The 25,559-nt window shown below is 43.4% G+C and carries 23 protein-coding genes; 10 read left to right on the plus strand and 13 right to left on the minus strand.

The window, feature by feature from the left end; translation table 11 throughout:
* Window positions 1-173: 173 nt before the first annotated feature.
* Window positions 174-1,088 (minus strand): AraC family transcriptional regulator, encoded by a 915-nt coding sequence (locus JWG45_RS19515; RefSeq protein WP_205281279.1) that lies wholly within the window; start codon window positions 1,086-1,088, stop codon window positions 174-176.
* A 123-nt stretch (window positions 1,089-1,211) separates the two neighbouring features.
* Here JWG45_RS19515 and JWG45_RS19520 point away from each other — a divergent pair, with 123 nt between their 5' ends.
* On the plus strand, window positions 1,212-2,063 hold the full coding sequence (locus JWG45_RS19520) for an NmrA family NAD(P)-binding protein (protein WP_205281280.1): 852 nt from the start codon (window positions 1,212-1,214) through the stop codon (window positions 2,061-2,063).
* 184 nt (window positions 2,064-2,247) lie between these two features.
* Window positions 2,248-2,793 carry a YbhB/YbcL family Raf kinase inhibitor-like protein gene (locus JWG45_RS19525; RefSeq protein WP_205281281.1) on the plus strand — a complete coding sequence of 182 codons (546 nt, stop codon included), beginning with the start codon at window positions 2,248-2,250 and terminating at the stop codon, window positions 2,791-2,793.
* A gap of 112 nt (window positions 2,794-2,905) precedes the next feature.
* On the opposite strand, the gene JWG45_RS19530 is transcribed toward JWG45_RS19525, so the two are convergent.
* Window positions 2,906-4,222, minus strand: coding sequence for an adenylate/guanylate cyclase domain-containing protein (locus JWG45_RS19530; RefSeq protein ID WP_205281282.1), 1,317 nt, complete (start codon window positions 4,220-4,222; stop codon window positions 2,906-2,908).
* A gap of 151 nt (window positions 4,223-4,373) precedes the next feature.
* Between JWG45_RS19530 and JWG45_RS19535 the strand changes: the two genes are divergently transcribed.
* A complete protein-coding gene (locus JWG45_RS19535) occupies window positions 4,374-5,717 on the plus strand; it encodes a hypothetical protein (protein ID WP_205281283.1) in 1,344 nt (447 codons plus the stop codon).
* Between the two features lie 366 nt (window positions 5,718-6,083).
* Here the strand turns inward: JWG45_RS19535 and JWG45_RS19540 are convergent, their stop codons facing one another.
* The 3 genes from JWG45_RS19540 to JWG45_RS19550 are packed head-to-tail and all read right to left on the minus strand — an operon-like array spanning window position 6,084 to window position 8,093.
* The gene (locus JWG45_RS19540) at window positions 6,084-6,665 is read right to left on the minus strand and encodes a DNA-3-methyladenine glycosylase I (protein ID WP_205281284.1); all 582 of its coding nucleotides are present in this window, start codon (window positions 6,663-6,665) and stop codon (window positions 6,084-6,086) included.
* Window positions 6,666-6,705: 40 nt separating this feature from the next.
* Window positions 6,706-7,086: a DUF952 domain-containing protein gene (locus JWG45_RS19545; protein WP_205281285.1), complete on the minus strand. Its 381-nt coding sequence runs from the start codon at window positions 7,084-7,086 to the stop codon at window positions 6,706-6,708.
* A complete protein-coding gene (locus JWG45_RS19550; protein WP_205281286.1) occupies window positions 7,080-8,093 on the minus strand; it encodes a DUF2804 domain-containing protein in 1,014 nt (337 codons plus the stop codon). The genes JWG45_RS19545 and JWG45_RS19550 overlap by 7 nt, the downstream gene beginning before the upstream one ends.
* Before the next feature lie 242 nt (window positions 8,094-8,335).
* On the opposite strand from JWG45_RS19550, the gene JWG45_RS19555 reads away from it, so the two are divergent.
* The 5 genes from JWG45_RS19555 to JWG45_RS19575 all read left to right on the plus strand — a co-directional run bounded on the left by JWG45_RS19555 (window position 8,336) and on the right by JWG45_RS19575 (window position 14,956).
* Window positions 8,336-9,733, plus strand: coding sequence for an SBBP repeat beta-propeller lipoprotein, LipL53 family (locus JWG45_RS19555; protein ID WP_205281287.1), 1,398 nt, complete (start codon window positions 8,336-8,338; stop codon window positions 9,731-9,733).
* 73 nt (window positions 9,734-9,806) lie between these two features.
* Entirely contained in the window at window positions 9,807-10,502 is a 696-nt protein-coding gene (locus JWG45_RS19560; protein ID WP_205281288.1) for a hypothetical protein, read from the plus strand.
* Window positions 10,503-10,911: 409 nt separating this feature from the next.
* Window positions 10,912-12,003, plus strand: coding sequence for a metallophosphoesterase family protein (locus JWG45_RS19565; RefSeq protein ID WP_205281289.1), 1,092 nt, complete (start codon window positions 10,912-10,914; stop codon window positions 12,001-12,003).
* Window positions 12,000-14,318, plus strand: coding sequence for an ATP-binding protein (locus JWG45_RS19570; protein WP_205281290.1), 2,319 nt, complete (start codon window positions 12,000-12,002; stop codon window positions 14,316-14,318). Before JWG45_RS19565 ends, JWG45_RS19570 begins: the two co-directional genes overlap by 4 nt.
* Before the next feature lie 245 nt (window positions 14,319-14,563).
* Window positions 14,564-14,956, plus strand: coding sequence for a TIGR04452 family lipoprotein (locus JWG45_RS19575; protein WP_205281291.1), 393 nt, complete (start codon window positions 14,564-14,566; stop codon window positions 14,954-14,956).
* 167 nt (window positions 14,957-15,123) lie between these two features.
* On the opposite strand, the gene JWG45_RS19580 is transcribed toward JWG45_RS19575, so the two are convergent.
* The 8 genes from JWG45_RS19580 to JWG45_RS19615 all read right to left on the minus strand — a co-directional run bounded on the left by JWG45_RS19580 (window position 15,124) and on the right by JWG45_RS19615 (window position 22,924).
* The gene (locus JWG45_RS19580) at window positions 15,124-16,956 is read right to left on the minus strand and encodes a hypothetical protein (protein WP_205281292.1); all 1,833 of its coding nucleotides are present in this window, start codon (window positions 16,954-16,956) and stop codon (window positions 15,124-15,126) included.
* Window positions 16,957-17,535: 579 nt separating this feature from the next.
* Complete coding sequence (rlmD, locus tag JWG45_RS19585; RefSeq protein ID WP_205281293.1) at window positions 17,536-18,717, minus strand: 23S rRNA (uracil(1939)-C(5))-methyltransferase RlmD; 1,182 nt, start codon at window positions 18,715-18,717, stop codon at window positions 17,536-17,538.
* A gap of 59 nt (window positions 18,718-18,776) precedes the next feature.
* The gene (locus JWG45_RS19590; protein WP_205281294.1) at window positions 18,777-19,358 is read right to left on the minus strand and encodes an ankyrin repeat domain-containing protein; all 582 of its coding nucleotides are present in this window, start codon (window positions 19,356-19,358) and stop codon (window positions 18,777-18,779) included.
* Between the two features lie 54 nt (window positions 19,359-19,412).
* Entirely contained in the window at window positions 19,413-20,249 is an 837-nt protein-coding gene (locus JWG45_RS19595) for an AraC family transcriptional regulator (protein WP_205281295.1), read from the minus strand.
* Window positions 20,246-20,731: an acyl-CoA thioesterase gene (locus JWG45_RS19600; protein ID WP_205281296.1), complete on the minus strand. Its 486-nt coding sequence runs from the start codon at window positions 20,729-20,731 to the stop codon at window positions 20,246-20,248. The genes JWG45_RS19595 and JWG45_RS19600 overlap by 4 nt, the downstream gene beginning before the upstream one ends.
* Before the next feature lie 4 nt (window positions 20,732-20,735).
* Window positions 20,736-21,368 (minus strand): GNAT family N-acetyltransferase, encoded by a 633-nt coding sequence (locus JWG45_RS19605; protein WP_205281297.1) that lies wholly within the window; start codon window positions 21,366-21,368, stop codon window positions 20,736-20,738.
* Between the two features lie 38 nt (window positions 21,369-21,406).
* The gene (locus JWG45_RS19610) at window positions 21,407-22,048 is read right to left on the minus strand and encodes a CBS domain-containing protein (RefSeq protein WP_205281298.1); all 642 of its coding nucleotides are present in this window, start codon (window positions 22,046-22,048) and stop codon (window positions 21,407-21,409) included.
* On the minus strand, window positions 22,049-22,924 hold the full coding sequence (locus tag JWG45_RS19615; protein WP_205281299.1) for a J domain-containing protein: 876 nt from the start codon (window positions 22,922-22,924) through the stop codon (window positions 22,049-22,051). It lies immediately after the preceding gene.
* A 145-nt stretch (window positions 22,925-23,069) separates the two neighbouring features.
* Between JWG45_RS19615 and JWG45_RS19620 the strand changes: the two genes are divergently transcribed.
* Complete coding sequence (locus JWG45_RS19620) at window positions 23,070-24,950, plus strand: carbon starvation CstA family protein (RefSeq protein WP_205281519.1); 1,881 nt, start codon at window positions 23,070-23,072, stop codon at window positions 24,948-24,950.
* A complete protein-coding gene (locus JWG45_RS19625; protein ID WP_205281300.1) occupies window positions 24,947-25,498 on the plus strand; it encodes an NUDIX hydrolase in 552 nt (183 codons plus the stop codon). The genes JWG45_RS19620 and JWG45_RS19625 overlap by 4 nt, the downstream gene beginning before the upstream one ends.
* Window positions 25,499-25,559: the final 61 nt, after the last annotated feature.

Below are 25,559 nucleotides of genomic sequence, written 5' to 3' on the forward strand. Positions count from 1 at the left end.
ACTCCCTAAAACCACGCTTACAAGAGAGCAAAGAATTGAATCCATGAAAAACAAAATCGTTTCAAGTTCGGATTCAAATCGAAGCAAATCATCACCTCCATCTCCGAAAAAAAAATTTAAAAAAAAGAATTCAAATTATATTATGTAAGATTGAATCCTTTTCCTCTCCTCTTTCAAGAGACTTGTCTGGCTTTTTGTGATTCGTCTTTTCTGGGAGAAACTCCGTGGATTCTTTTGAATGCTTTTGAAAAAGCAAACGCGGAAGAATAACCTACGATCCTCGCAACTTCTTCGAGGGTAGCTCCTTGATCTTGAATCAGAGTTCTCCCCTTTTCAATTCGAAGTCTTGCGAGATAATCCATAGGCGTACAACCTAATACGTCTCGAAAACGATTCGCAAGTGAAGCTCTGGAAATTCCAACGGCCCTTGCGAGATTCTCAAGACTCCAAGAGTGCGCCGGTTTTTTGTGAAGCGCTTCCAACGCGGCCAATATTTTCCCATCCTTAAACGCGCTCCTCCATCCCGGAGAAAGAGACGGGTGAGTTTCTAACCAATGGCGAATAACGTAATAAAGAAGAATATCGGTCAATCTTTGTAGAATAAGATCCGATCCGAGTTCCGAATCGACTTCTTGAGAAATCAGAATCAACGTCGTGTGCAAAGGATGATGGGGAGGAATTTCTCCGGAACGAATGAGTATATGATCCGGGAGTTCGAGAAAAAAAGGATGTTGTGTCGTCTCGGGAACCTCGTAACGAACCGAAACAAAGGTTGTAATCGGAACTCCGTCGGATTTGGAATCCTCTTTCGCCAAGAACTCGTTGAACTTTCCGATATCCATTGCTTTGTGATTCGGAGTGGACACGAGCTCGTGATTGAATCCCCTTGCGATAAAAAGAATATCTCCTTTCTCCAAAGGAATACACTTTCCCTGAAATCGAACAAAACAAGAACCTTGAGAAAGAAGATGAAATCCTCCGCTTTTCTCACATGGAAATCGAAGCCCCCAGGCTCGATACATCGACCTTCTAACAAGAATATCTGTCTTCCAAGCTGCGGACGTAAGAATTTCAGAAAGTAAATCCATAGATCAACTTTATCCCAAAATGTCCAAAAGTCGATTCATTTATACGATTGGATATTCTTTTTAGATTATAGGACATAGCCAATCTCTTCCTCACAGGCTACTATGTTTTTAGGAGAATGAATTATGAAAATATTTGTATACGCCGCAAGCGGATCGGTATCGGGTTTAGTCGTGGAAGGTTTATTAGAAAAAGGTCATGAGGTCTACGCAGGCACAAGAACGCCGGAATCCGGCAAAAAGGTTCCTAATCTTCACTGGGTAAAAGCGGACGCATCACAACCGAATCTTGGGCTCGAAGTTTTGGATCAAGTGAATAGGGCTTTTTTTCTTTCCCCAACAGGCTTTACGGATCAATTTGGGGCACTAAATCCATGGATAGAAAGAGCGAAATCTAAAAAATTGCAGAAAGTTGTACTCATGACCGCAGTAGGCGTTGAACATTCTCCGGACGATTTACCACTTAGAAAATTAGAAATCGCGCTGGAAAATTCGGGGGTTCCATTCAACATCATTCGGCCGAATTGGTTTATGCAAAACTTTCAGACGTTTTGGATCTCTGGAATTTTAAAGGATAAGAAGATCTACTTTCCGGGCGGTCAGGCAAAAACAAGCTTTATCGACGTAAGAGACATTGCTTCTTCCGCCATATCTCTTTTACTCGACGATTCCCGTAACGGTAAAGAATTTACGCTTACCGGAAAAGATTCCATCACACACGACGAAGTTGCTCAAAAAATATCCAAAGCGACGGGTTTAAACATTAAGTTTGCCGATATCACACAGGAAGAATTTAAAAAGAACTTACTAAGCGCCGGTGTTCCTGAAGATTACTCGAACGTTTTGGTTTACCTCGCAGGTCTTCTGAAAGAAGGACATGTAGCTCCTATCTCAGAAGGCGTCAGGGAGATTACGGGAAAAGATCCGATCTCTTTCGATCAGTATGCAAACGACAATAAAAAAGTCTGGTTGATTTAGAATTTTAGAAAGCCCGAAGCAAAATAAGCGGGCTTCTTTCTTCCGATAAATCAGTCGTTCATGGATTTTGTCCGAAGAATCCGAATTCGATTCAAAAGAATTTTTATAAATTCTTAAAACAAGAATTGCAAAAAGTTTAATTTACTGTTGAATAAAAAATGTTTAGAAAGGAGAATTTCGATTCATGAAAATTAAAGGAATTGCATTTGCATTCTTGTTATCCGCTTCCGTATTACAAGCAGAGCCTTTTCAACTCAAAAGCCCCGAACTGACTAAGGGTAAGCTGATTGCCGACGAACAAGTGTTTAACGGTTTCGGATGTACCGGCGGGAACGTTTCCCCTTCTCTTTCCTGGTCCGGACTTCCAAAGGATACGAAGAGCATCGCTGTCACCGTTTACGATCCTGACGCCCCCACTGGAAGCGGCTGGTGGCATTGGGTCGTATTCAATCTTCCGGCTACGACCACTTCTCTTCCTGCAAATGCGGGAAATCTTGAGAAGGACCTTTTACCGAAGGAAACCATTCAAAGCAGAACGGATTTTGGAACCGGCGGTTATGGAGGGCCTTGTCCTCCCAAAGGCGACAAACCTCATCGATATATTTTCACCGTTTACGCTCTAAAAGATAAAATCGGAGCGGATCAGAATTCTTCAGGAGCTCTGATCGGCTTTTATATCAACCAGTTGAAAATCGGCGAAGCAAAACTGATCGCAAAATTCGGAAGATAAAAAACTCTCTTTCGTTTTAGTTTATACCTCCGGATCAAAATTGTGTAAGGAGGTATAAACTTTCCGTATTTTTTTCAGGAAATTTGAAAGTTTCTCGATCTTAAAATCAAACTCAAAGGGCAGAAGTATCCTTTGGAAGTCCGGACAGGATCACGGAATGAAGACTCAGAAGTTTTTCTTTTCCCTTTACCTGCACCTCTCCTATCTCGACGGTCCGAAAACCGCTTCCGATCCGATCCAAAACTTCCTGAGAAATCAAAAAGTCCGCATTCAATTCTTTGCATGCAGATTCGATTCGAGAAGCCGCGTTCACGGCATCTCCGATAACAGTAAATTCGAGTCTTTCTTTGGTGCCGATATTACCGCAGATCGCCTCCCCGAAGTGAATTCCGATTCCTTGCCTGATCTCGGAGAGACCTCTTTCGGATCTCCGAATATTCAATTTTCTTAATTCTTCTTTCATTCCGATCCCGGCAAGAACTGCATTACGACAGTCCTCTTCTCCGGATTCAGGAATCCCAAAGGTAACCAAAATTCCGTCGCCGATAAACTTATCGACCGAACCTCCGTTTTCAAAAACGACTCGAACCATCTCTTTATGATAATCCGTCAAAAGCGAAATGACCTCTTCCGGAGAAAGTTTTTCGGAAATCGCAGTAAAATCCCTAATGTCGCAGAACAAAACGGCGATCTTCTGAATTCTTCCCCCGGGCGCAAAAAGATTGTCCTCTGCGGTGATTCTCTGGATTACACCCGGTGAAAAATATCTTCCCAACTGGTAACTTTTCCTTTCCAAAACTACGGATTCTTTCAGAAGAGAGCGTGCGGTGAAAGCGATAAAGGAGGTGATACCTCCATATAACAAAAGTAAGGCGGTCATTGAAAAATGATATTGCGGATTGGCTTTGGGAGATAGAAACGTTTCCGAAAGGCTCGACGTCCATTCCACATTTGGATCTCCTTGAACATAAAGAAACATCCGTATGGAAGTTACAATCGATCCCAAAGAAACCAAAAGCGGATAAGCCGGTTTTAAAGAAAGGCCGTTCACAAGTATAAAGACCGCAGAGATCGGAATAAAACCCGTCTTCATAAGATAGGTTCTAGGAACCGCCTCGCCTCCAACGGAATCATACCAAGTCCAAGGAAGTATCGAAAGAATCAAAATATCAAGACACACCCCCATCCATCCCGCGATTCGATTGTCGTCTTTCAGACAAAATCTTTCCTTTCTTAAAAACCAAAGCATCCCTGCGGAAACAAACGCTGTTCCGGAATACAAGATCAGAATCGCTATTTTTTCCGTCATACTTTGTGAAATAATCAAACTCGGCGGAATAAAAGAAGCGGCTATGATCATTCTAAGCACAAAGCCGATTCGAAAAGAGCGAGTCTCTTTATGTCCGAGAATGTCTTCTGTCGGTTGCATCGTTTTTTCCTTTCGATTTTTTGAGAACGGTCCGCGTTTTATTCTTCGTTTATCCGTTCCTTTCGCTTAGTTCGACTTCATTTTTAAATAAATTCTTTACAATTCTAAATTCTTTTTGGAAATTCTTTTCGCACGAGGATAACCGCTTACAATGAAACGATTGTTTTTATTTTCCATTTTCTTTCTTATTCTTTCTTCGAGTTTTGCCCAGAACGTTTCCCTTTGGCAGACCATGTTCGGAGGAGAACAATTCAACGGACTCAAACCGAATGAATGTCCCGAGGAACTTCCTTCCGGGATTGGTTCATTCAAAGACGGCGGCTTTGTCATCGTCGGCTCTTCCAATAGTTGCGCCAAACAAGACATGAATTCTAAAATTGAACAAAAAAAATACGGAGCCGCTTGGGCAGCGAAAGTGGATTCCAATGGAAATCCGGTTTGGTGGAGATATCTATTCCCGAGTAAACCTGTGGATATGGACGGCTATTCGATCGCACTGCACGACCATGACAGTTATCGAGGAGAACTTCTCATCGTTACTCAAAACGGAGATTTTATCGCGGCCGGATCGATAGGAGGTTCGACTCTCAATCGAAAACTCTCTTTTTCAAAACACAACGCTCAAGGCGAACTCGTGGAAGATCGTTTTATCAACGCAAATGAATTCTGCGACAACTTTTGCGGATTAGAAGATCCTCAGATCTACCACTTGCAGGAGCTTTCCAACGGAAAGTTCAGGGGTCTTGTTTCCGTTTCTCATAAAGTGGAAACTACCGAGAAGGAAGGAAACACGACCGTGGTTTCCACAAAAATCAAAACAAGCTTTCTTTATACTCTTTTCGGGAAAGACGGTTCCGTTAAGAATTCGAAATACATTCCAGATTTAAGTTTTGCCCCTGACGCTTCGGTTCCTCTTTCCGACGGGGGTTTTGCATTTGCAGTAAGCACGGATAACGTATCAGGAAAAGAATCTCAAAGAGACGTGATCGTTCAGAGATACGACGAGGACGGGAACCCTCTTTGGAAGAAAAAATTCGGAACTCAGGGTGTGGAAGATTTTGCAATTTCTTTACTCAAACTTACGGATGGGAATCTTCTTTTATCAGGAGGAATTTCCGGTGCGGGTAACAAGTCCGTCTGGCTCTTAAAACTTTCTCCCAATGGAGAGACGATTTGGGAAGTAAAACAAAGGTTAGGCGGACACAACTTTTTGGATCCGATTATCGAGACGCCGGATCAAGGTTTTCTAGGAATTCTTTCCGACGGAGAAGGACCGATGGTTTTGATAAAATTCGATTCTTTCGGTAAAAAAATCTGGGAAAAAAAACATTCGCAGAGAATCTATATGGCGAGCAAGATTCTAAAGAACGATAAGGGATACGTTATTCTTGCTTATACGAAGAAAAAACCGGCCTTATACGTGGACGCCCTTTTGATTCAAACGGATTGGGACGGAAATTTTTCTAAGGAAGCGATCAGAAAGAATTTTCCTTAACCATTTTAAGGAAGCTTCCAAAAACGAGCGATTCAACTTTCGGGGAACGATGTACGAAAGAAAATGAACCTTTTTGCAAAGTAAAATTCCTCTCGGCTTCGTCGGAGGTACGACAATCCACCGTGAAGGTCGCGCGCCCCGCCCTGAATTGGGTGGTGGAGGCGGGTCCGCGGGAAAAAACCTCGGCAGACTTTCCTCTATCAGAATATTATACTTTTTGCAAATAAAATTTTTCTCGTCGGAACTCCGACAAAAGTTCCTAAAGGCTTCCTACGTCGCACAATTCTTTTCTAAATTTTGGGAGCGAAATCGAGAGTGGGCCGCTACACTTTCAAAGTAAAATAGGGATTTCGATCTGGAAAAAGCTCACTTTTTCTTTTTTACAAAACAAAAACAATCGGTGGTATGATCCATAACCATTCCAGTCGCCTGCATAAACGCATAACAAATCGTAGAACCCACGAATTTGAAGCCTCTTTTCTTTAAGTCCTTGCTCATCGCTTTCGACTCCGGCGTTTCGTTCGGCGCGTCTCGGATCGTCTTCCAAGAATTATAGATCGTCATTTGATTCACAAACGACCAGATATATCTGTCAAAAGAACCGTATTCTTTTTGAATATTCAAAAATAATTGTGCGTTTGTAACCGCAGAACGAATCTTTAATTGATTTCGGATGATCCCCTCGTCTTTAAGAAGGGATTGAATCTTTTTCTCTTTGTAATTCGCGACTTTTTTAGGATCAAAACCGTCGAAAGCCTTTCTGTAATTTTCTCTTTTTTTTAAAATCGTAATCCAGGAAAGCCCAGCTTGTGCCCCTTCTAGAATCAAGAATTCGAAAAGTTTTCCATCGTCGTGCACGGGAGTTCCCCATTCTTTATCATGATAATCCATATAAAGAGGATCTTTCGTCGCCCAAGCACATCGAATTTTTTCGGACTTACTTTTCATTTTTTTTATTCTTAATCTCGAAGAGGATTTCAGCGGATTTTCAATCTAAGAATGAAAAACGAAATCTTCCATCTTCGTTCGGTTCTATCTCGTAAACCTGCTCGACCGCGTCCACGTTCAAGGGGCCAAAAATATGAGGGAAAATATTCTTCTCCTCCTCTTTCGAAAATTTGGAAGACTCGCTAGTTTCGTATTTTAATTCCGACTTTAATTTTTCGGTATTTACAACGAGAATAAGCAGATCCGTTCTTCCGAAAAAAATCCGGTTCGCGGTTTCTTCCACCTGATTCTTCTTTGAACTGTGAATGAATCCTTCTTTTGAAAGGGAATCTGTAATATAAAAGCCGGTCCTTACCGCTTCTTCATATTCTTTTTTAGAAGCGATATTGTAGATGTATTTCGGAGAAGACCCTACTACCATCTTGCGATATGGTCTTCGGCCCAACCTTGACCGTTCGTAATCTTATATTCATTCTTTCCCAATCGAATAATACCTTCGAACCTTCCGATCATCTGATGAACGGAAGAAGCAAGAATTCCAGTGTTCGTGTTTGCCTTTCTATGAAATTCGGGAATGAACTGTAGATCGATCGCCTGCGAATCGTTTGTGTACAAATGCCAAGGTTTCATCCAATTTTCTTTGTCGATCTCAAAAACCGCGTTAGACGGAATCTTATAAATTCTTCCGTTCACCAAAATCGCATTTTCGGTGGTTCCGGTTTCGTCAGTCCATCCGGCTCCAAGATTGATTCCGATTCTTTCACCTGCGTTAACCGCCATCATCGAAGCCCAGTTCCATTTTGTGGAATAAGGCCAGACCCCTCTTCCATAATCCAAACAGGCAAAGGAAGTCTCCGGTTCGAATTTATGCTCCATTGCTCCGTAGCGAACGGTTCCACTCGCGCCTACTCCGAATAATTTTTCCGTAAACTGAAATCTTCTCTTAGACCAAGGCACGACTACGTTGAGCGTTTCCCAATTCTCTGGAACGGGAACCAAAAGTTCTGCATGAACCGGAATCTTATTTCTTGGCGAAAAATTGACCGAAAGACGATAACCCTCTTCTTCCCGAAAAAATTGAAGTCTCGCGTTGTTTCCGATATAAGTCGCGTTACTTCCCAAAAGTTGTCCCAAACTCACACCGGATCCAAAAGGAGTAAGAATCGTTCCTTCTTCGAAGTCTCCCGTTTTCCGATTGAGCCAATAGACAAAGATGACTCCCGCATAGTCAACGTCCGAAATCGTAAACGAGGCCAAGAAGTTTTCGTCATAGATACACCAATAATTCCATTTCTTCTTTCTCAGGTAATGTCCGCTCAAATTGCATCGATGCAAAGGTCTTTTGGACCACCCTACCGCGTTTAAATTCAGATTCCCGGATTTATCGCAAAGATTCGTTTCTTGTCTGATTTCAGTCTCTAAGTTCATCTATGAAAAACTCTTTTTAGGATAATGAGTACGGATACCAAGTCCGCCTCGAGAAGTCGATCTCTTTCCGTCAAATCCAGATTCGCTTTTCCATCGGAGAACCTTGCTCGAAGACGGTAAATTTCTTTCCAAATTATAACAAGATATTTAGAATTTACCAATCTTACTCTTCGTTGGAGTTCCCTCTTCCTTGGATTCTTGGAAGAAGTAAGAACGCTATTTTAGAATTTTTTAGGTGCGAAATGAAATCCCATCTTACGATCCCGGTTCTTTGGATTTTTCTCCAGGCTTGTAATCCGACCAATTCCATGAATTCCGGAAATCCAACAACGAGCGAATATTGGATCAGCCAGTTTCTCGCGGGGATCAAGGGGACCAATCCTATTGTCTTTCGGGAAAACACCGGAACCTTAGAATGGACGATCCTCGAAGGAACAACAGGAGCAAGCAGTCGGGGCAAGGATCTGGTCCTGGATCCTTTTCAGAACGTCGTTGTTGTGGGTGAAACGGATGGGGCCGTTTTTAACGGTAGTGCAATTGGAACTCAGGATCTCATCCTTGCTAAATATGATCCCTTCGGCGGTCGAGCCTGGTCTTTCCAGTTGGGCGCATCCGGAGCCCTTCTTACCGTTGTCGGAATTGCGACGGATTCGTTCGGAAATGTGTATTTGGCCGGTTTTACGAACGCGACCTTTGCCGGCCCATTGTTGAGCGGTCAGGATCTTTTTGTAATCAAGGTTTCTTTGGACGGAACTCCGATTTGGAGCAAACAAGTGGGGCCAACGGGAGGAAGTTATTTTCTAAATCCGACGGATATCTGCGTGGACAATCTCGGAAATTCCTACGTCGTAGGAGACACGAACGGACCTTTCGGCGGCCCGGTTGCGATCGGAGGAACCATGTTTGTGGTTCGTTTTGATTCTTCCGGAAATCAATCCTGGGCGACTCAACTTTCCGTTACGGGAGCGAATACCACTGCCAGTAGCGTTGTATGTGATCCTTCGTCCAATTCCGTATTTGTAACGGGTTTTGGAGGCGCCGATTATTCTACGTTAACCGCTCCCGGTATCGGAGGAAACGACCTTTTCATCTTCAAATACGACTCGGCCGGAAATAGACAATTTTTCAAACACGTAGGTCAAGCGACCTTAGAAATTCTCACGGGAGCGATTGTTCTCGATCTTACGGGAAATATTTTTGTGGGAGCTTCGAGTAACGCGGACTTCGGTTCCGGAAACCCGGGAACCACCTATGCGGGAACCATTTTTAAGTTCGACCAAAGTGGAACGCAACAGTGGGTTCAGCAATTCGGCGTCAATAACGGATCTGCGACCACCACGGTCGCGTCCTTAACTACAGATCTGGCTGGAAACGTTTTTTCAACCGGAAATACGACGGGGAATCTGTTGACGGGTTCCGGCCCATCCCTCGGGAATAACGATTTATTTTTTACGAAACACAACGGACAAGGCGAACAAAAATGGGTTCGTCAGGTCGGAAACGTCGGCGCGACCATACTGGGTAACGGAATCCTCACCGATCCAGAAGGTGCGCTGTATGGAACAGGTTTCTCGACTGCAACGATCAACGGACTTTCGCCCAAAGGAGTGCAGGATTCGTTTTTAGTCAAATATCGATAATCGACAAACGAAAGAATTTCTTTTCTATTCAAAAAAGATCCTCTTGTTAGAAAGGATCTTAAGAACGCAAATCATGAATCGAAATCGAAACATCATTCACGTCGGACTCAGCGATTTATTTTTACCGATCGTCGTAAGATCCAAGTCCGAAATTCTTCTGTTCCAAAGTAAATTAGAAGAATTGGGAATCGAAATCACGGGCACCAACTACGGTCCGAATCAAAACGTCCTCACGAGACAACTTTCTCAGTCGGTTCTTACGATCCAAGTGATCAACGCGGGACCGAATATTACACAACTCTTAATCATTTCCGAAAACCCCGACGGCTCTTTGGAATCCATCGAAGAGGATTTTGAAAGAGTCATCGAAGCCTTCGACAAGGTTTGGCAGATCCAAGGGAAGAATGTAGTAAAGAGCGATCTTACCGTTCGCCTCCTCACCGACTCTTCCACAGAACACGCGTTCGGCGAGATCTGGGAAAAACGCCTCAAACAAAACAGAGACAGCTTACAACAACTCGGAAGACCGATCTTAGGAGGAGGACTTCGTTTTGTTCTTCCTCCCCTCAATCCTCAGGATCCGGAAGACCACGGAATCGAAATCAAAATCGAATCCTTCTTTCCGGATCCCCGCAAAATTTTTATCGAAGCGATTTTTCTCTGGGGAGCTCCTCGGATGATTTCCGAAAAATGGAACGCCTCAGATCGAATCCAAAAAGTCATTCAATACACGGAACAACATCTCATCCCTTTTTTGGATCAAGGTTAAACCCCGGCTTTGCGATCTGGAGCCCTCTTCCACAAACCCATAACTGAAATCGAACGGGATCTCTCAAACTCTTGTAGGAGAACCTACAGGCTCTTCTGTGAAACTTGGCGGCCCCGCCCTGATCTTGGGTGGAGGGGAGCGGAGGCGGGAAAAACTCCGGGAATCCTTCTCTATCAGAAAATTCTACTTTTTGCAAGTAAAATTCCCCGCCCCGAACCCTTGTAGGAACTACGACAAAAACTCCGTTTGGGATCTCTCATTCCAATTCCATTCCCAAGATTCGATTGAGGTTACAACTCCCAGGCCGGGAAGCCCCGTAAAAGTTTCGAAAAAAAAATTCAAAAAGAATCGGATTCCCTTGAATTTTTGTCAGGGGAAAACCCTATTCTTAGAAATTAGGACCTAGCCCATGATTCGATTTTTACACAGCGCCGATCTGCATCTCAGCCAAAAAGAAAAGGACTATTCCCTTTCCGTCCTCAAAGAGATCGTCTCGATCGCTTCCGAGGAACAATGCACTCATATCCTATTTTGCGGGGATCTCTTCGATCGAAACAACGATATCGGAGCGCTCAAAGAAGAAGTCAAATCGATCCTCAAATCCTTTTCCGGAAGAATTTTCTATATTCCCGGCAATCACGAGGAACTCGGTCTCGCAGAAGGAACCTACCCGATTTCCGCGGATCTTTCGCCGATGCTCTATCCTCAGAAAGGCGAAAACGTGAAACTCTGGTTGGAAGAATCGGACGGCGTCTCCGCTGAATTTTTCGGATTTCCGTTTAACAGAAATTTAGATTATTCGAATATTCAATTTAAAGAAAAGAAGGTTCAATACCGGATCGCGCTCCTCCACGGCACCGAAACCAAAATGGTGGAATATCTCGGACCTTCTCCGGAAGAGGCGGATTCCATTCTCGATTCCGGGCCGTTTCTCGAAGCCAAGTTCGACTATCTCGCGTTAGGTCATATTCATACTAAACGTTCGGAGGTTTCCGGCTCTCTGATCAAAGCGTATCCGGGTTCGCCTCGGATCGTTTCTTTGGGAGAATCCGGAATTCGCACCGTAAACATCGTTTCCCTCGGTAAAAACGGAACTCCGGTTTTAAAAGAAAGGGCGATCGTTTCCGCCGGAGAATTTAAGGACTTTTCTCTTTCCGTCACTCTTTCCGGTAAAATTCCCGAACTCGAAAAAACGGCTTCTCGTTTCTCGCAAATGGACACGGTTCGAATCACCGTCTCGGGAATCGTCGAAGACGAACACGTCGTCTCGGAAGCCTTAAATCGTTTTAGCGAGTCCGCGCGTTGTAGAAAAATTGAAATCAAAACTTCCGATCTCAAAACCTCTTCGGCGCTTATCGACAACCCAGTCGCAAAACTATTTTACGAAAATCTAATAGAACGTCAGCGGAACTGGTCCGGCGCGGATGCTCCCGACTGGAATGAAATTTTGGTATTGGGTTTGGAACAAATCGAAAAAAACGCGGGAAAAAACGAAAGATGATTTCCAAACTACAACTTCTTAAATTCGGAAAGTTTCAAAAATCCGACTTCGACCTCAGTCCTTCCGTTACGATCTTTCAAGGGAAGAATGAATCGGGCAAAACCACGATCTTTGACGCGCTCCGTCTCGGAATCGGAAGCAAGTTTCTTACCGCGAGTCAGGAACCGAAAAAAAGTATTCTTTCCCGTTACGGGGAGAAGAGTTTGGAAGGTTATCAGCTCTTGGGTGAGATTCCCGAACTTTCCAAAGATGCGGCTCCTCAGTATGTGCATTGTATTTCGCTTCGTGAAGGAGAATTGGAATTTGCGTTTAACAACGAAAAGATGATCAAGCCCGAATTCTTACGGAGTAAACTCCTCAACAACGGAGTGAACTTGGAGGGAATTTCAAAGTCGCTCGGCAAAATTCATTCTCCAAAATCGATTAGCGGAGAATATAAAACTTTTGAAACCCTCAAAAAGGAAATCGCGGATCTCAAAGACAAAAGAATTCAACTGACTTCGAAAATCGAATCTCTTCATTCCCGAAACAAAAACAATGTGGAAATGGAAGAAAAACATCTCAAAGATCGGAAAAGGGCCGGAGAGATCCAAGAAAAACTCTCACAACTCGAAAAGGAATTCTTTTTGGATTCCAAAATTCAAAAGAAGATTCAACTTTTAGATTCTCTTTCCAAAATCCAAAGATTAAAATCTCTGGAAGAAACTCTCAAAAAAAACTTTCTCTATTCCAAAGACGAATCTTCCGTTTTTGAAAATCTTCAAAAGGAAATCGATAAAGTCCAATCTTCTCTTACTTCTTCGGAAACTTTATTGCAAGACAAACAAAAGGCGATCGATCTCAAAAAGAAAGAATCCGATTCCCTCAAAAATCAAATTTCCCTTTTGCAAAAGATGAAAGTCAAAGCGGAAGAATCGATCGAAAAAATCGATAAAACTCTCAGAGAAGAAGGTTTTACCGAAGAGGTTCGCACCGATCTTTCCAACTCCAATCAAAAAGTCATCGGAGGAGGAATTGCAGGCTTTGGTTTTTTAGGTCTGATGGGAGTTTTGGTTTTTTTGTTGGTTGCCAACGTTTCTCCGTTCGGACTTTTAATCGGCTCCTTGGTTTCGGCGGGTGCAATCGGAATCGGTCTTTATCTTTTTACTCAGAAAAAAGAATCCTTAGAAATGCGTTACAGTTCCGCGAAAGAAAGGGAAGCGGTTTCCAAAAGATTAAACGAATGGAATCTAACGTTCCCTGAAAACCCGATTTCTCCGATCGAAAGAATGGATATTCTCAGACAATTCTTAGCAAAACAGATTCTAAATTTTGAATCTAAATCGGAGCAGATGGAAACCTTGGAGAAAGAAATCCGGGTTTTGATCGAAACCTTGGATTCGATTCTTTCCAAAAGTAAATTGGAAAGAGAAAAACTTTCGGAACTTCAGACAAAACGAAATTCTTGGCTCGGAGAAAGAAGGGTCGCGTCCATTCAAGACTATCACAAACAAATTGCCGAGTTTCAATCCCAGTCCAAAATTTTCAAAGAATCTTCTCAAAAACTTCAATCCGCAAACGGAGGAAAAAATCCCGAAGAATTGGAAATTCAATGGAAGGCGGAAATTTCCCTGCTTGAGGAAATTCCGACACAAGGACTTTCAGAAACCGAAAGGCTTTCCAAAAACGCACAGAAGAAAGAATTGGAAACGGAACTTCGATCTCTGGAAGAAAGATTGAACAAACTCAAGACGGAAATCAAAGTCGAGGACACGAGAATCCAAGATTCTCTTCCGGAAAAAGAAAAGGATCTAATCTCTACTCTTCAACTTCTTGCGGAAAAAGAAAAAGAATTTTCGAGTTTAGAATCCAAACGCAAATCCGCGAAGATCGCGCAGGAAATCGTAGAGGACATTTCCAAAGATCAGTCCTTTCAATTTGTTTCGATCGCATCCGAAATACGCAAAGATCTCAACCTTCTTCTTCCCAAAAGAGAAGTTTCATTCGAAGCGCTCGATAAAAAAGAACTGATCAAAATGGAAGACGCAGCGGGAACACTTCGTTCCATCGAACACCTTTCCGGCGGAACCTTGGCGACGTTCTATCTAATCTTTAAACTTTTTTTGGCTCGAAAGACGGTTCCCAAAAACGGAATTCTACTGTTGGACGAACCCTTTGTCCATCTGGATCCGGTAAGAATTCAATCCGCTCTTTCTTACTTGAAAAGTTTTCAAGAGGAAACCGATTATCAGATTTGTTTTTTTACAAAACAAGAAGAACTTTCGGAAACGATTTTCAAAACTTTTCCAAAGGCAAAAAAAATCTCCCTTGAATAAGGACGGACTCGGGCTTCAAACCCGATTTGAGTTCGGAGATAATTCGGAATATGCAAAATTCTTAAATCTTTTTTCCATTCCAGTCGAAGATAATGGTTTTTTAGAATATTACGAACGTCTACATTTCCGCGTCGTTTGTAAAACGTAAAATCGGACTCGTTTTTATCCGTGAAATTTATTTCTGATTGACCTTGAGTTCGTTCGTAAAGGACGATCTTTCTTAAACATATTATCAGAGGTCGACTTTGAAAACTCTATTCAGTAGAATTCTCATTTTGCTTTTTCTTTCCCAAGTTTATAACTGCTTATTTTTTGATACTCTCGGTCTTGCACCGGGAAGAATCAAGGGTTCGGAAGCCGCGGGTGAAATCAGAGACGCCGCGATCGTCACCGATTTGATCAACTCAAGTATTTTGAACGGCCGTGCATCGGTTTCCATCCTTTCTATCTTATCGGACCAATTAGCAGGTATCAAATCCGACGGAGTTTACGTTAAATCGGAAGTAGACGATTGTATCCTGGAAATCAAGGGATTGAGCGGATATTTGATCGGAGCTCCTCTTACGATCGTTCTTCAATCCAAATGTTCCTTGAAAGAGGATAAGGTTATCTTAGATTCTCCTTTTCCCGAACTTTAATTCTCGGTCTCTCGAGCCGGAATTCGGCTCGAGTTTTCTTCACTTCTCCAATCACTTTTTGTTTCCTTCAATCCTCTATTTCATTCGAGAATCGATATCGTTTCTTTTCCCGGAATTCGAACACGGACCGTCGCGAATCCGATTTCGTAAAGCCTAAGATTTTTACCTTAGTAGATGGATACACATTCCGGATTGATCGGTTCCTTGGTGCAGGGTTTTAATACCTTACTATCGAAGTTGACGAGTAAATTCCGACGATAGGATGCGTATTGTTGAACGGGGGCGGTTCCGTTAGGACCGTAAGAAAACAATTCGCCGGCGCCGACTCCTCCGTAAGCAACTCCTCCGAAATGATCCGCAATTGCGTCGTTTCCAATCGGCCAGTCACAACCGTAAGGACTTCCAAAAAACGTGTACATTTCCACTCTTCCATTAAGATTGAAGTTTCCAAGGAATGTATCGCAATAAAACTTTCCGTTCGTATTCGTATTTACGTTCGAATGCTGAACCGCCGGGAGTAAAGTGGTCCACTGGTTCTTGACCAATTCGGGTATGTTCTCTTGCATCAGAGCCGCAACCATAAAAGAGGTTCCATATCGATTGCTGACTACGGAAGTGGCGCGATCCAATTTCCTGGGAGTGCCGACGCAGGTGTACCACATGGGTTCTCCGTTTATATTGTTGACGCTCATCAACAAAGCTTCCGAACCGGTTGTATCGCTACACGCCAAACCGCTACCCGGAAGCGAAGAATTGCCAAAAGGAAGGGAACCTTGCGCCAACTCTCCCACCAAATAGGTTTGATCCGGTCCGATCACCTGGCTACTGCTTCCTGTAGCGCTTGCGAAAATTCTTTCCTGGCCTGAGCCGCCGAACTGGGAAAACCAGATCAGATTTCCACCCCAATCTAACTGAGCAAAAAAAGCGTCGTCGTTGACTCCCGGAGAATGTTTCACCTGCGTAAAAATATCGCCTATACTCGTAATTTCTCCACCCGCAATACCTGCGACGATAAACCGTTGGTTCGTATTCAGCAATTCTTTCGAGACCGTATAAAAAGTGTCCCGATAAGGACCGCCTAGATAAGTATGCCAATAAACTTTACCGTCGGAAGCAAGTTGAATCACCCATCCGTCCGTATTCGTACCATTGACTGGCGAAGAATGAACTTGGATAGGCCTGACTTCTCCAAGCGTCGCATCTGAATCCCCGTCTCCGACAAGGATATAGCTGTTCCAATGTGTCTGCGAAAGTCCGCGCAGATTTTCGTTTCCGGCTCCTCCTAAAAAGGTGTACCATTCCACCTGAAAATCTCGTTTGAGTTTGAGAACGAATCCGTCCACTCCACCGGAGTAACGCAGAATGGGAGTCAGACCATCGATCGTAGGAATATCTGCGTTCGAAGTACCTGCAATGATAAAACCCCCGTCTCCCGTTATATCACGTTCAATCGCGACGGCGGTTTGTGTGCCAGCGCCAGAAATCAGTTTCGTTTGCACCAAATGCCCGAACTGATTTACTCTTTGAACCAGCAGATTGGGTTCCGCACCCGATGCGGGGAATTCCTGACTTGTTATGATATATTCGGTGCTTCCAGAATCAGGAACGTCAGCGACGCATAACGCGGTTACACCCTGATTGAAAAAGTCGCCGTCTCCGAATCCGCTTCCTAAAAAAGTATATAGAAGAGGTCGTTCCCAGTTCAAAGAAGTCTCACGCTGATTGCAGGCTAAAGGATCGGCGTCTAAAATCCCAAACTGGGAATTTTCTTTACCGGTCAGAATTCCAAACGTGGATAAAATCGAATCAACAATCGATCCTGAATCTTTATGTTTACAATCAGGACCGGAACAAACAGAAAGTGCGGCGAAAGTTGTTCCGTCGTTAACGTTCGGTCCTTTGTCACAAACCGTAAAAAGAACGTTCAGACTTAGAAAAAGGAAACAGCGTAAGACCGCTCGATAAATTCTTAGCAAAAGAAATAGATGTGAAAGTTTCATTCTTTATAAACTCCTTGGGTTTAAACTTTCACACAATCCTTCAAAACTATCCATAGCTCATTTGTGAGTTATCGTAAAGATTCCCCATCACAATTGTCATATTTAGAATGGAAATTTATGGTCAAACGGCTTTATCGAATATTTCCTAACGGATTATAATTACGAAGTTGAAGATACGATTGACTTTTTTTATTCTACGTCAACCGATTGAAGACGCATACCTTCTCGCACCGAAAATTTTGAATCTTGATTTTACTTCGGATGAACCCGAAAGCCGTTTTAAGTCCTTTAGAAAAAAGATGTTTTCGGAAATCCGTCGAAAATTCCGTTAAGTTTACTGATTCAAATTTTAAAATGTGGAAAGAATAAAACGAAAACGTTCTCAAAAACTTCACCGGCGAAAACACGATTGGGAACAGCAGAGGTTTCTTTCGAATCCAAACGATAGAATACAGGACATTGAAATAGGATTCTTATTTTTTTTCGGACTGAATACTCTTCGAGAGAAAACGTATCATAGTCTCTTTCTCATCGTGTTTCTTTCGAAATCAAAAACACTTCAAATTACGTGAATTCAAATTATCTCGTAAAAACCGCGACACTTTCCAGATGACTCGTATGCGGAAATAAATCCACCGGAGTCAATTTTTGATATTGGAAAGATTTTGTAAGTTCCAACGCGTCCCTCCTCAAAGTTTCCGGATTACAGGAAACATAAAGAATTCTTCCAACTTTAGAATTTAATAATATTCTTTTGGTTTCCGGATCCAATCCTTCCCTCGGCGGATCCACGATAACGACGTCCGGTTTTTCATTCAAAGACGATTGTAACGTCTGAAGAACTTTACCTTTCATAAAGATCGCGTTCTCCACTTGATTCGCTTTTGCGGCCCCGATCGCGGAACGGATGGAATTCGGATTTTCCTCCAAACCAATCACTTTTTTGGATTTGGAAGCTGAGTAAAGGGTGATCGTACCGATCCCGCAATATGCGTCCACGACGACGGAATTGGACGGAAGGTCTTCTAATACAAGGTTATAAAGGTTTTCAATCTGAAACGGATTCACTTGGAAAAACGTGGAAAGGCCGATCTGGAAATTCAGCCCCCCTATTCTTTCTTTGATAAAATGTCTTCCGTACCAGGTTGTTTCCTTTTCCCCGAGGACCACTTTTGTATTTCTCTGATTTACATTCTGCAGGATTCCGACCACTTCCGCCTTCGACTTTTCCTGGATTAAGAATTGTTTAATATACGAATGTAAGCTGTTTGTTATATTCTTCCTTCCCGGAATTTCGCTCGCATTCGTAACGATTCCTACGAGAATTTCCTGAGACGCGTGTGCCTTTCTCAAAACGATATGTCTTAAAAGACCGTTCCCGTTTTTTTCAAAGTAAGGACTGAGACTTTCAGTTCTAGCCCAGTGTCGAATTGCGGAAGCTACGGTTGTCAAGTCAGCGTCCTGAATTCTACATTCTTTCTGATCGATGATAAAAGTATTTTCCTTGTTGTGCAGTCCGAGAGTAAGAATCGTCTTTTTACCGATCTTACGATGTCCAAAAGGAAGTTGAACCTTATGACGGTACATCTGATCCTTGGGACTTTTTACGATCGTTCTAATCTCCAATCCCTTAAACCCGCCGAATTGTTTTTCAATCTCATCCTGTTTTAGCTGAAGTTGTTTTTCATAACCGATATGCAAACGATCACAGCCGGCGCATTCCGGGTAGTGTTGACAGGACTGACTAGCGGGAGGTTTCATTCTCCTTTCAGGCTTTTGATCCTCTCCGGTCTGTCAATTGAATTCGCTCTTCGAAGTATTTACATCAGATAGATTTTTCCGTGTTTGTCCTTGATCATCGGATCGGCTCCGTGTTTGAGAAGAAGCTCCGCGAACTCCGACATTCCGTGCGAGGACTTCGCCAAATTCATACAAGTTACTCCGTCGAAATCCTGCACATTCGGATCCGCGCCCTTCTCCAAAAGAATTTGAAAAGGTAAAAGTTTTCCTTCGTTTACACAGTGATGAAGAGGACTCATCCCGTTTATATCTTTTTGATTGAGGTCCGCTCCGAAAAAAATCAGGAGGGATAAAAGCTCGGGCGAAGAATCTTCCAAAATAGAATGGATCAACGGTGTCAAACCCGTGGTTTCATCAGGTTGATTCGGATCGGCTAAAAATTCAAAAAGGATTTCAACGATTCTCAAATTCTGATATTTAACGGCGAGAGAGACGGGACTCATTCCGTAATACGACAATCCGTTCAGGTTCAATCCGCTCAGAAGAAGGTTTCTCAAACGAGAAGTATTTCCCTGTTTAATCGCTCTAAAAAAGAGAAACCTTTTCCAAAAAGAAATAGCGAGTTCCGGATTCGAATTTTCTTGCAATGTGTTTTGATTCATTTCCCTCTCCCTAGCCGAAGTAGATTCGAACTACCGCTAACTTCGTATATTATACTAGAAAGAATGCGGTCTTGTATTGTAAAAAAGAGACAAAACTCGATCCCTGACCCCGTACCAAACCAACGGAGAATAACCGGAAAGAGCGCCAAATTCTTTGGTCAGATGAGATTGATCGTAATAACCCGCACTAAGAGCAAGTTCGCTGAGATTTTGATTTTCCAATTTCATCCAAGCGGCGTTTTGAAAACGAACGACTCTCGCAAATTCTTTCGGATTGTATCCGATTCTTTCTTGGAATTTTCTTTCCAAAGTTTTCTTGATCACACCCAAATCCTGAGTCAATTGCGAGATCGGAATCCTTCCTTTGCTATTCGCGATCCTTCTCACTGCCTCGACGATCACAGGCTCCGTTTCTTTTTTAGAATTTAATAATTTTCTAAAGTACTCGTTTGAAAGCACCACGCGCTCATCGAAAGAATTCGAATCCCGGATTCGATTTACGAAATCCGAATATCGATTGTTGTTCGGGATCTGCAGATCGTTCAAATGGCTCCGAACTTCTTTTCCGGGAATTTTGAAAAATTCATAAAAGGATCCGGGAAACATTCTTATATTAAAAAAACCGACTTTCCCCTGGGGGGAAATCAGAAAGGGAGAAAGATGATTTCCGATGATATGTCCCTGGGAAGAATTCCATTCTCCCATTCCTTCCTGAACGGTTCCGAATAAAATCGGATCCCGATAGGAAATATGAATCTCATTCTCGACGGAAGGGAAAATTTTTGGGAACTCGATCTGAATCGATGCCGAATCGGAATCGGACTCCCAACCCCAATAACATCCGATCCAAGGCGTTAACTCCGGATCACATGGTGAAAAAAGTATTTTCATTTGGAATTTCGAATTTTTTTCACCAACTCCCGATTGGATTCCTGTCTTAACACCGCATTCTTAAATCTTCTTGTCTCGTCTTCAGTTTCCGGTTTGATCTGCGGGACGGGACACGGCTTTTTCGTTTCGTCTAACGCGACAAAAGTGAGATAAGCAGTGGTCGCGCGTACGACCGTTCCCGTATAAGGATTTTCTTTCGAGACCTGAACCCCGACTTCCATTGAAGTTCTTCCGGTATAATTCACGCTCGCTTTTAAGATTACGTGATCTCCGACTTCGATCGGCGCAATAAAATTCAACCGATCGACGCTCGCGGTAACGGCCTCTTTCCCGCAATGTCTTTGAGCTACCATGACCGCGATCATATCGATCCAATACATGAGAGTTCCTCCGAACAAGGTTCCATAATGATTGGCCTGATCGGGCATAACGATATGTCTAGTTTCGACGGAACTCTGACTTGGTGTTTTTAAATTTTCCATTCGATTATTTTAATATACTTCTTTCCACTTCCATGTAGAAATGATCGGGCACTTTTCCCGTCGGCCCGCCGAAACTTCTCGCATCCACTGTCCGAAAACCCAATCCTTTGTAGAGTTGAATCGCCGTTTCGTTCTTTTGCGAAACGTCCAAGGAAAGAGTTTTGAATTCGGGGAATGTCTTTGCCATAAATCGAATCAATTCTTTTCCGATTCCCTTTCCTCTATGTTTTTCGGAAACCGCGATATGTCCCAAGTAAAGTCTTCCGGTTTTTGGAGGACGTATCATTCCCTCCGTAACAAGACCTCGAGCGATTACTTTCGGAGCGGAAAAACCATAAACAGCAAGGATCCTCAGAGCCGTTCCTCCGTTTAACAAGAGAAAAGACGGTTGACGATAACTCAGGATCGCGCCTACAACTTCCCCGTTTAACTCGGCCACAAAGTGATTTTTGTAGGAGATCGTGTTTCCTCTTTTGATAAACGAAGTGCTCAGAAAATCAAAAGGAGTGTTAGATCCTTGAGTAAAAACGTAATCCCAAGCGGCCGGACCGGAAGAATAGATCAAAGGAACAATTTCGTCCACGTCTTTCGGTTGGGCCGAACGAATGATGATCGATGAATTCAATGTTTTCCCCATTTGATTTTCGCTCTAAGTTACAAGGATTTGTTCCCGACTCAAGCGAGAAATTCCCTTTCATTGACCTTGAGAATGGCGCGAAGAACGTCGCTTCGAGTGATCATTCCTATCACCTGGGTCTGTTCATTCACGACCGGAAGACAACCGATTCGTTCCTCAAAAAGAACTTTCGAAATTTCTCCGATTCCCGCATACATCTGAACCGAGAGAACTTTTGTTTTCATAATGTCGCCTATCGTTTTTGCTAACCCGACTTCTTTGCCCCGGGTCAACTGCCATCGCATCCAATCCCGATCAGAGAGAATGCCGCATAATGTAGATTCTTCTTTGATCACCGGAACGTGTCGAAATCCTTTTTGAAAAAAAATTTCGTCCGCTCTTTCGATCGGATCGTTTTCTTCAAAGCTGACCACGGGAGAACTCATCAGATCCCGAGCAGTCAAGGAGGACAAAAATTCTCCTTGTTTGGATCTTACTTCTCCCAAAGAAGAATTGGCTTTGTATTCGGAACTCGCTCCCTCGGAAAAACCTTTGGAAACAGTCTCCCTCTCCGATTTGTCTTCAGTTTCTATTTTTTTAGAAGCCTTTGATGGCGGAACCGCATGCAAAGGATGAACGATCTCCGGTCGCGCGGGAGGAATATAAGGTTCCGGAACACCGCGAGAAATCCAGAAGAACAACTAACTCATCCTCATGATCAAAAAATTATAGGAAGCGATGATTCTCTGAGTCATTTCCAATCCATCCTTGTTGATGTCCGGATGATACTTCTTGATCAACTCTTTGAATCTTTTTTTCAATTCTTCCAAAGTACAAGGCGCGTCAAATCCGAGAACGTCGAGATGTCTTTGTGTTTCCGGATCCATCTCTTGAAACACGGATACGGGTTTTTTCTTTTTCGGTTTTTTGCGAAACGCTCCGAACAACTCATAATAAGCTCGGTCTCTGTATTCTCTTGTGATTTCGCGAAGATGAAACAGCTTTGTATTGAGAATCGAAAAGATATGGTTTTTTAAAAAGATATCCGCACCGAAATCGTTTTGAATCGATTTCAATTCCATAAAATCGGAAATTCCGTTCTCTACGATTCTTTCAAAATTAAATTTATCATCGAAGTAAGAATCGAACGCATCGTCAAAGTCGATCGTTGCGGAGGACAAAAGCAAAAGAAGTTCCTTATCCAGCTCGTGTCTTTCCAGTCGATTCTGGATGTTTTCCTTGAGGTTGATTTGAAGTTCTGCGAGATGATTGTCGTCGAAGTATATTCCACTTTTTGCAAATTCCTCTCCGATCCCTTCTATCTTAAGAATTTTCGAGAGTAATTGTATGAGAGAATCCGCCTGAGTCTCATTAAACCCGGAAGCGGCCCTGGAGGAAAAATGAACTTCGTTTCGAAGGTCGTAAAAAATTCTATAATAATCCTCCTTACGAATGTTCAAAGCGGAGATAATTTTTTCAACGGAGATATACCACTCGCAGTTCGTACATCCGGATTGAATGTCGAAAATGATGTCCTCCAGAGAGGAGCGAATCTGTTCAAAACTTCGAGTTTGCATTCTCTTCTACTTCCAGATTTTCAACCCCGCTAAATCCGTTCATCAATTCTTTTTCAGATTCTTCTCTAAGAATCCGAAACGGAATTCTTCCTGAACGTTGAAAAAAGGTTTGCTCGGATGCTTTCTTAACCCCATCCATCCTAATATGCTTCCACTCATCGCCGTGCTCGGTTGTTTTATTGCCTATTTTCTTGGATATAAATTTTATTCAGGTTATATATCTCGATCCATCTTCGAATTAAAAGACAATACGACAGATACCCCGGCTCATAAGCTCAACGACGGGGTCGATTACCTTCCCACAAAACCGATCGTTTTATTCGGTCACCACTACGCGTCCATCGCGGGATTGGCTCCGATCCTTGGACCTGCGGTAGCGGTCATTTGGGGATGGCTTCCCGCTATGATTTGGGTCGTGTTCGGAAGTATTTTTGTGGGTTGTGTCCACGACTTCGGAGCCTTGGTCGTCTCCGTTCGCAACCAAGGCAAAAGTATCGGTCAAGTCGCCGAAGACCTTCTCGGTCATCGTGCGAGAAGTTTGTTCCACGCGATCATTTTCTTCTTGGTCGCCCTCGCGATGGGAGTGTTCGTTCTTGTGCTCGCAGAGATGTTCTCCGCGGATCCGAAAACGATTCCAACTTCTAAGCCGACCTTCGTTACGGAAACCGCTAAGATTCCGGCTAACGCAACCGTGGACCCTAAAAATCCGTCCAAGGAAGCACACGATCATCCCGGAGAAATTCGGACCGAAGAAAAACCTTCGATTCGTCTGAGAAGCCATTTTCCGGAGGCCGTCATTCCTTCTGCGGCGATTATGATCCTTGCGATTATCGTAGGGTATCTACATTACAAAAAAGGAATGAGTTTGACTCCGCTTACGATCGTCAGCGTTCTTGCGACTTTAGCTTCTATGGTTTTGGGAATGCAAGATTCCGTTCTGCAAGCCACCGGACTTGCATCGGTAGATACGTCTCCTTCTACGGGAAGTTGGAAATATATTCTTTTATTCTATGCTTTCTTAGCATCGGTGACTCCGATCTGGCTGCTCTTACAAAGCCGCGATTACATCAATTCTTTCTTGTTGTATCTGGGAATCACTCTGATCTATCTCGGCTTTTTTGCGGGTGCGGTTCTCCAAAATTTTCCTTCGTTCAACGCGGAAGCGATTCGTACGGATTCGATAGGATTGGATCTAATCCCGTTCGTTTTTATCACGATCGCCTGCGGAGCGGTCTCCGGTTTTCACGCGTTAGTCAGCTCGGGGACAACCGCAAAACAATTGGACAGAGAAGTGGACGCGAGAGCTATCGGTTATGGAGGTATGATCGGCGAATCGTTGTTAGGTCTTTCTGCGGTTATCGCCTGCACGATCGGATTTAGTTCCGCTTCGGAATGGTCCGGATTCTATCGTTCCTGGTCCGGCATTCAGGGATTGGCTCCTCAGGTCGGCGCATACATTTATGGAACCGGAAGATTTTTGGCGCAGATCGGAATTCCGGAAACGTTCGGACAAGGTTTTATCGCGCTCATCGTAATCAGCTTTGCGCTGACCTCCTTGGACTCCGCAACAAGACTTCTGCGTTACAACATCGAAGAAATCGCCGAATCGACTCGTATCGTGTGGGTTCAAAAACTCGTCGGGAATCGTTATGTTTCCAGCCTCATCGCTTGTGCTGCCATCGGTCTGTTTGCATTCATGGAGATAGAACAAGACGGAAAGAAAAAGCCGGCCGGACTTGCGTTGTGGAAACTTTTCGGAACCACCAACCAACTTTTGGCGGGCCTAGCACTTCTGGTTGTAACCGTCTTCCTCCTCAAATCGAAGAAAAGAATCAAAGTAGCTTTTATTCCGATGTTGTTTGTTTTAACTGTGACCGTTTGGGCGATGATTCGAAACTTTTTCGACTTCTTGCTGGGGCCTTCCCCGAACATTCTTCTCGCCGGAGTCGGCGGAACCTTGATCGTACTCACGGTTTGGCTTTTGATAGAAGCCGGTCTTACCTGGAATCGCATTAGAAAAGTATGAAATACTGTAGTTCTTGCGGCTCGCCCGTTTCACAAAAAATCCCCGAAGGCGACAATCGGCCCAGGCATATCTGCGACAACTGCGGAACGATCCACTACCAAAATCCGAAAGTAGTAGTGGGAAGTATTCCGATTTGGGAAGACAAAATTCTTCTCTGCAAACGGGCCATCGAACCTCGAAAGGGATACTGGACTCTTCCAGCCGGTTTTTTAGAGAATCGGGAAACGGTAGAAGAAGGAGCGATCCGAGAAACGGGCGAAGAAGCGAACGCGCAGATTAACATCCTCGGACTTCAGTGTATCTACAGCATTCCTCAGATCAGCCAGATCTATATGTTTTTTTTAGCGGATCTCGTGGACGGTAAATTCTCCGAAAGCTCCGAATCCGAAGAAGTAAAACTCTTTTCCACAAGTGAAATCCCTTGGGAAGAACTCGCTTTCAATTCGGTTTATTACGCTCTCAGACAATATGTCGATTCGCCGGACAAAAACTCCTTTCACTTGGGGAATACTCGAAGAAAAAACCATCCTCCTTCGAAAGAATCCTGATCTTACGTTGAATCCGATTCTTAAAAAAAACATAGGAAAAAAAACGTACCAAATTAGAATG

The sequence above is a fragment of the Leptospira ainlahdjerensis genome, from assembly GCF_016919175.1.
Classification (GTDB): domain Bacteria; phylum Spirochaetota; class Leptospiria; order Leptospirales; family Leptospiraceae; genus Leptospira; species Leptospira ainlahdjerensis.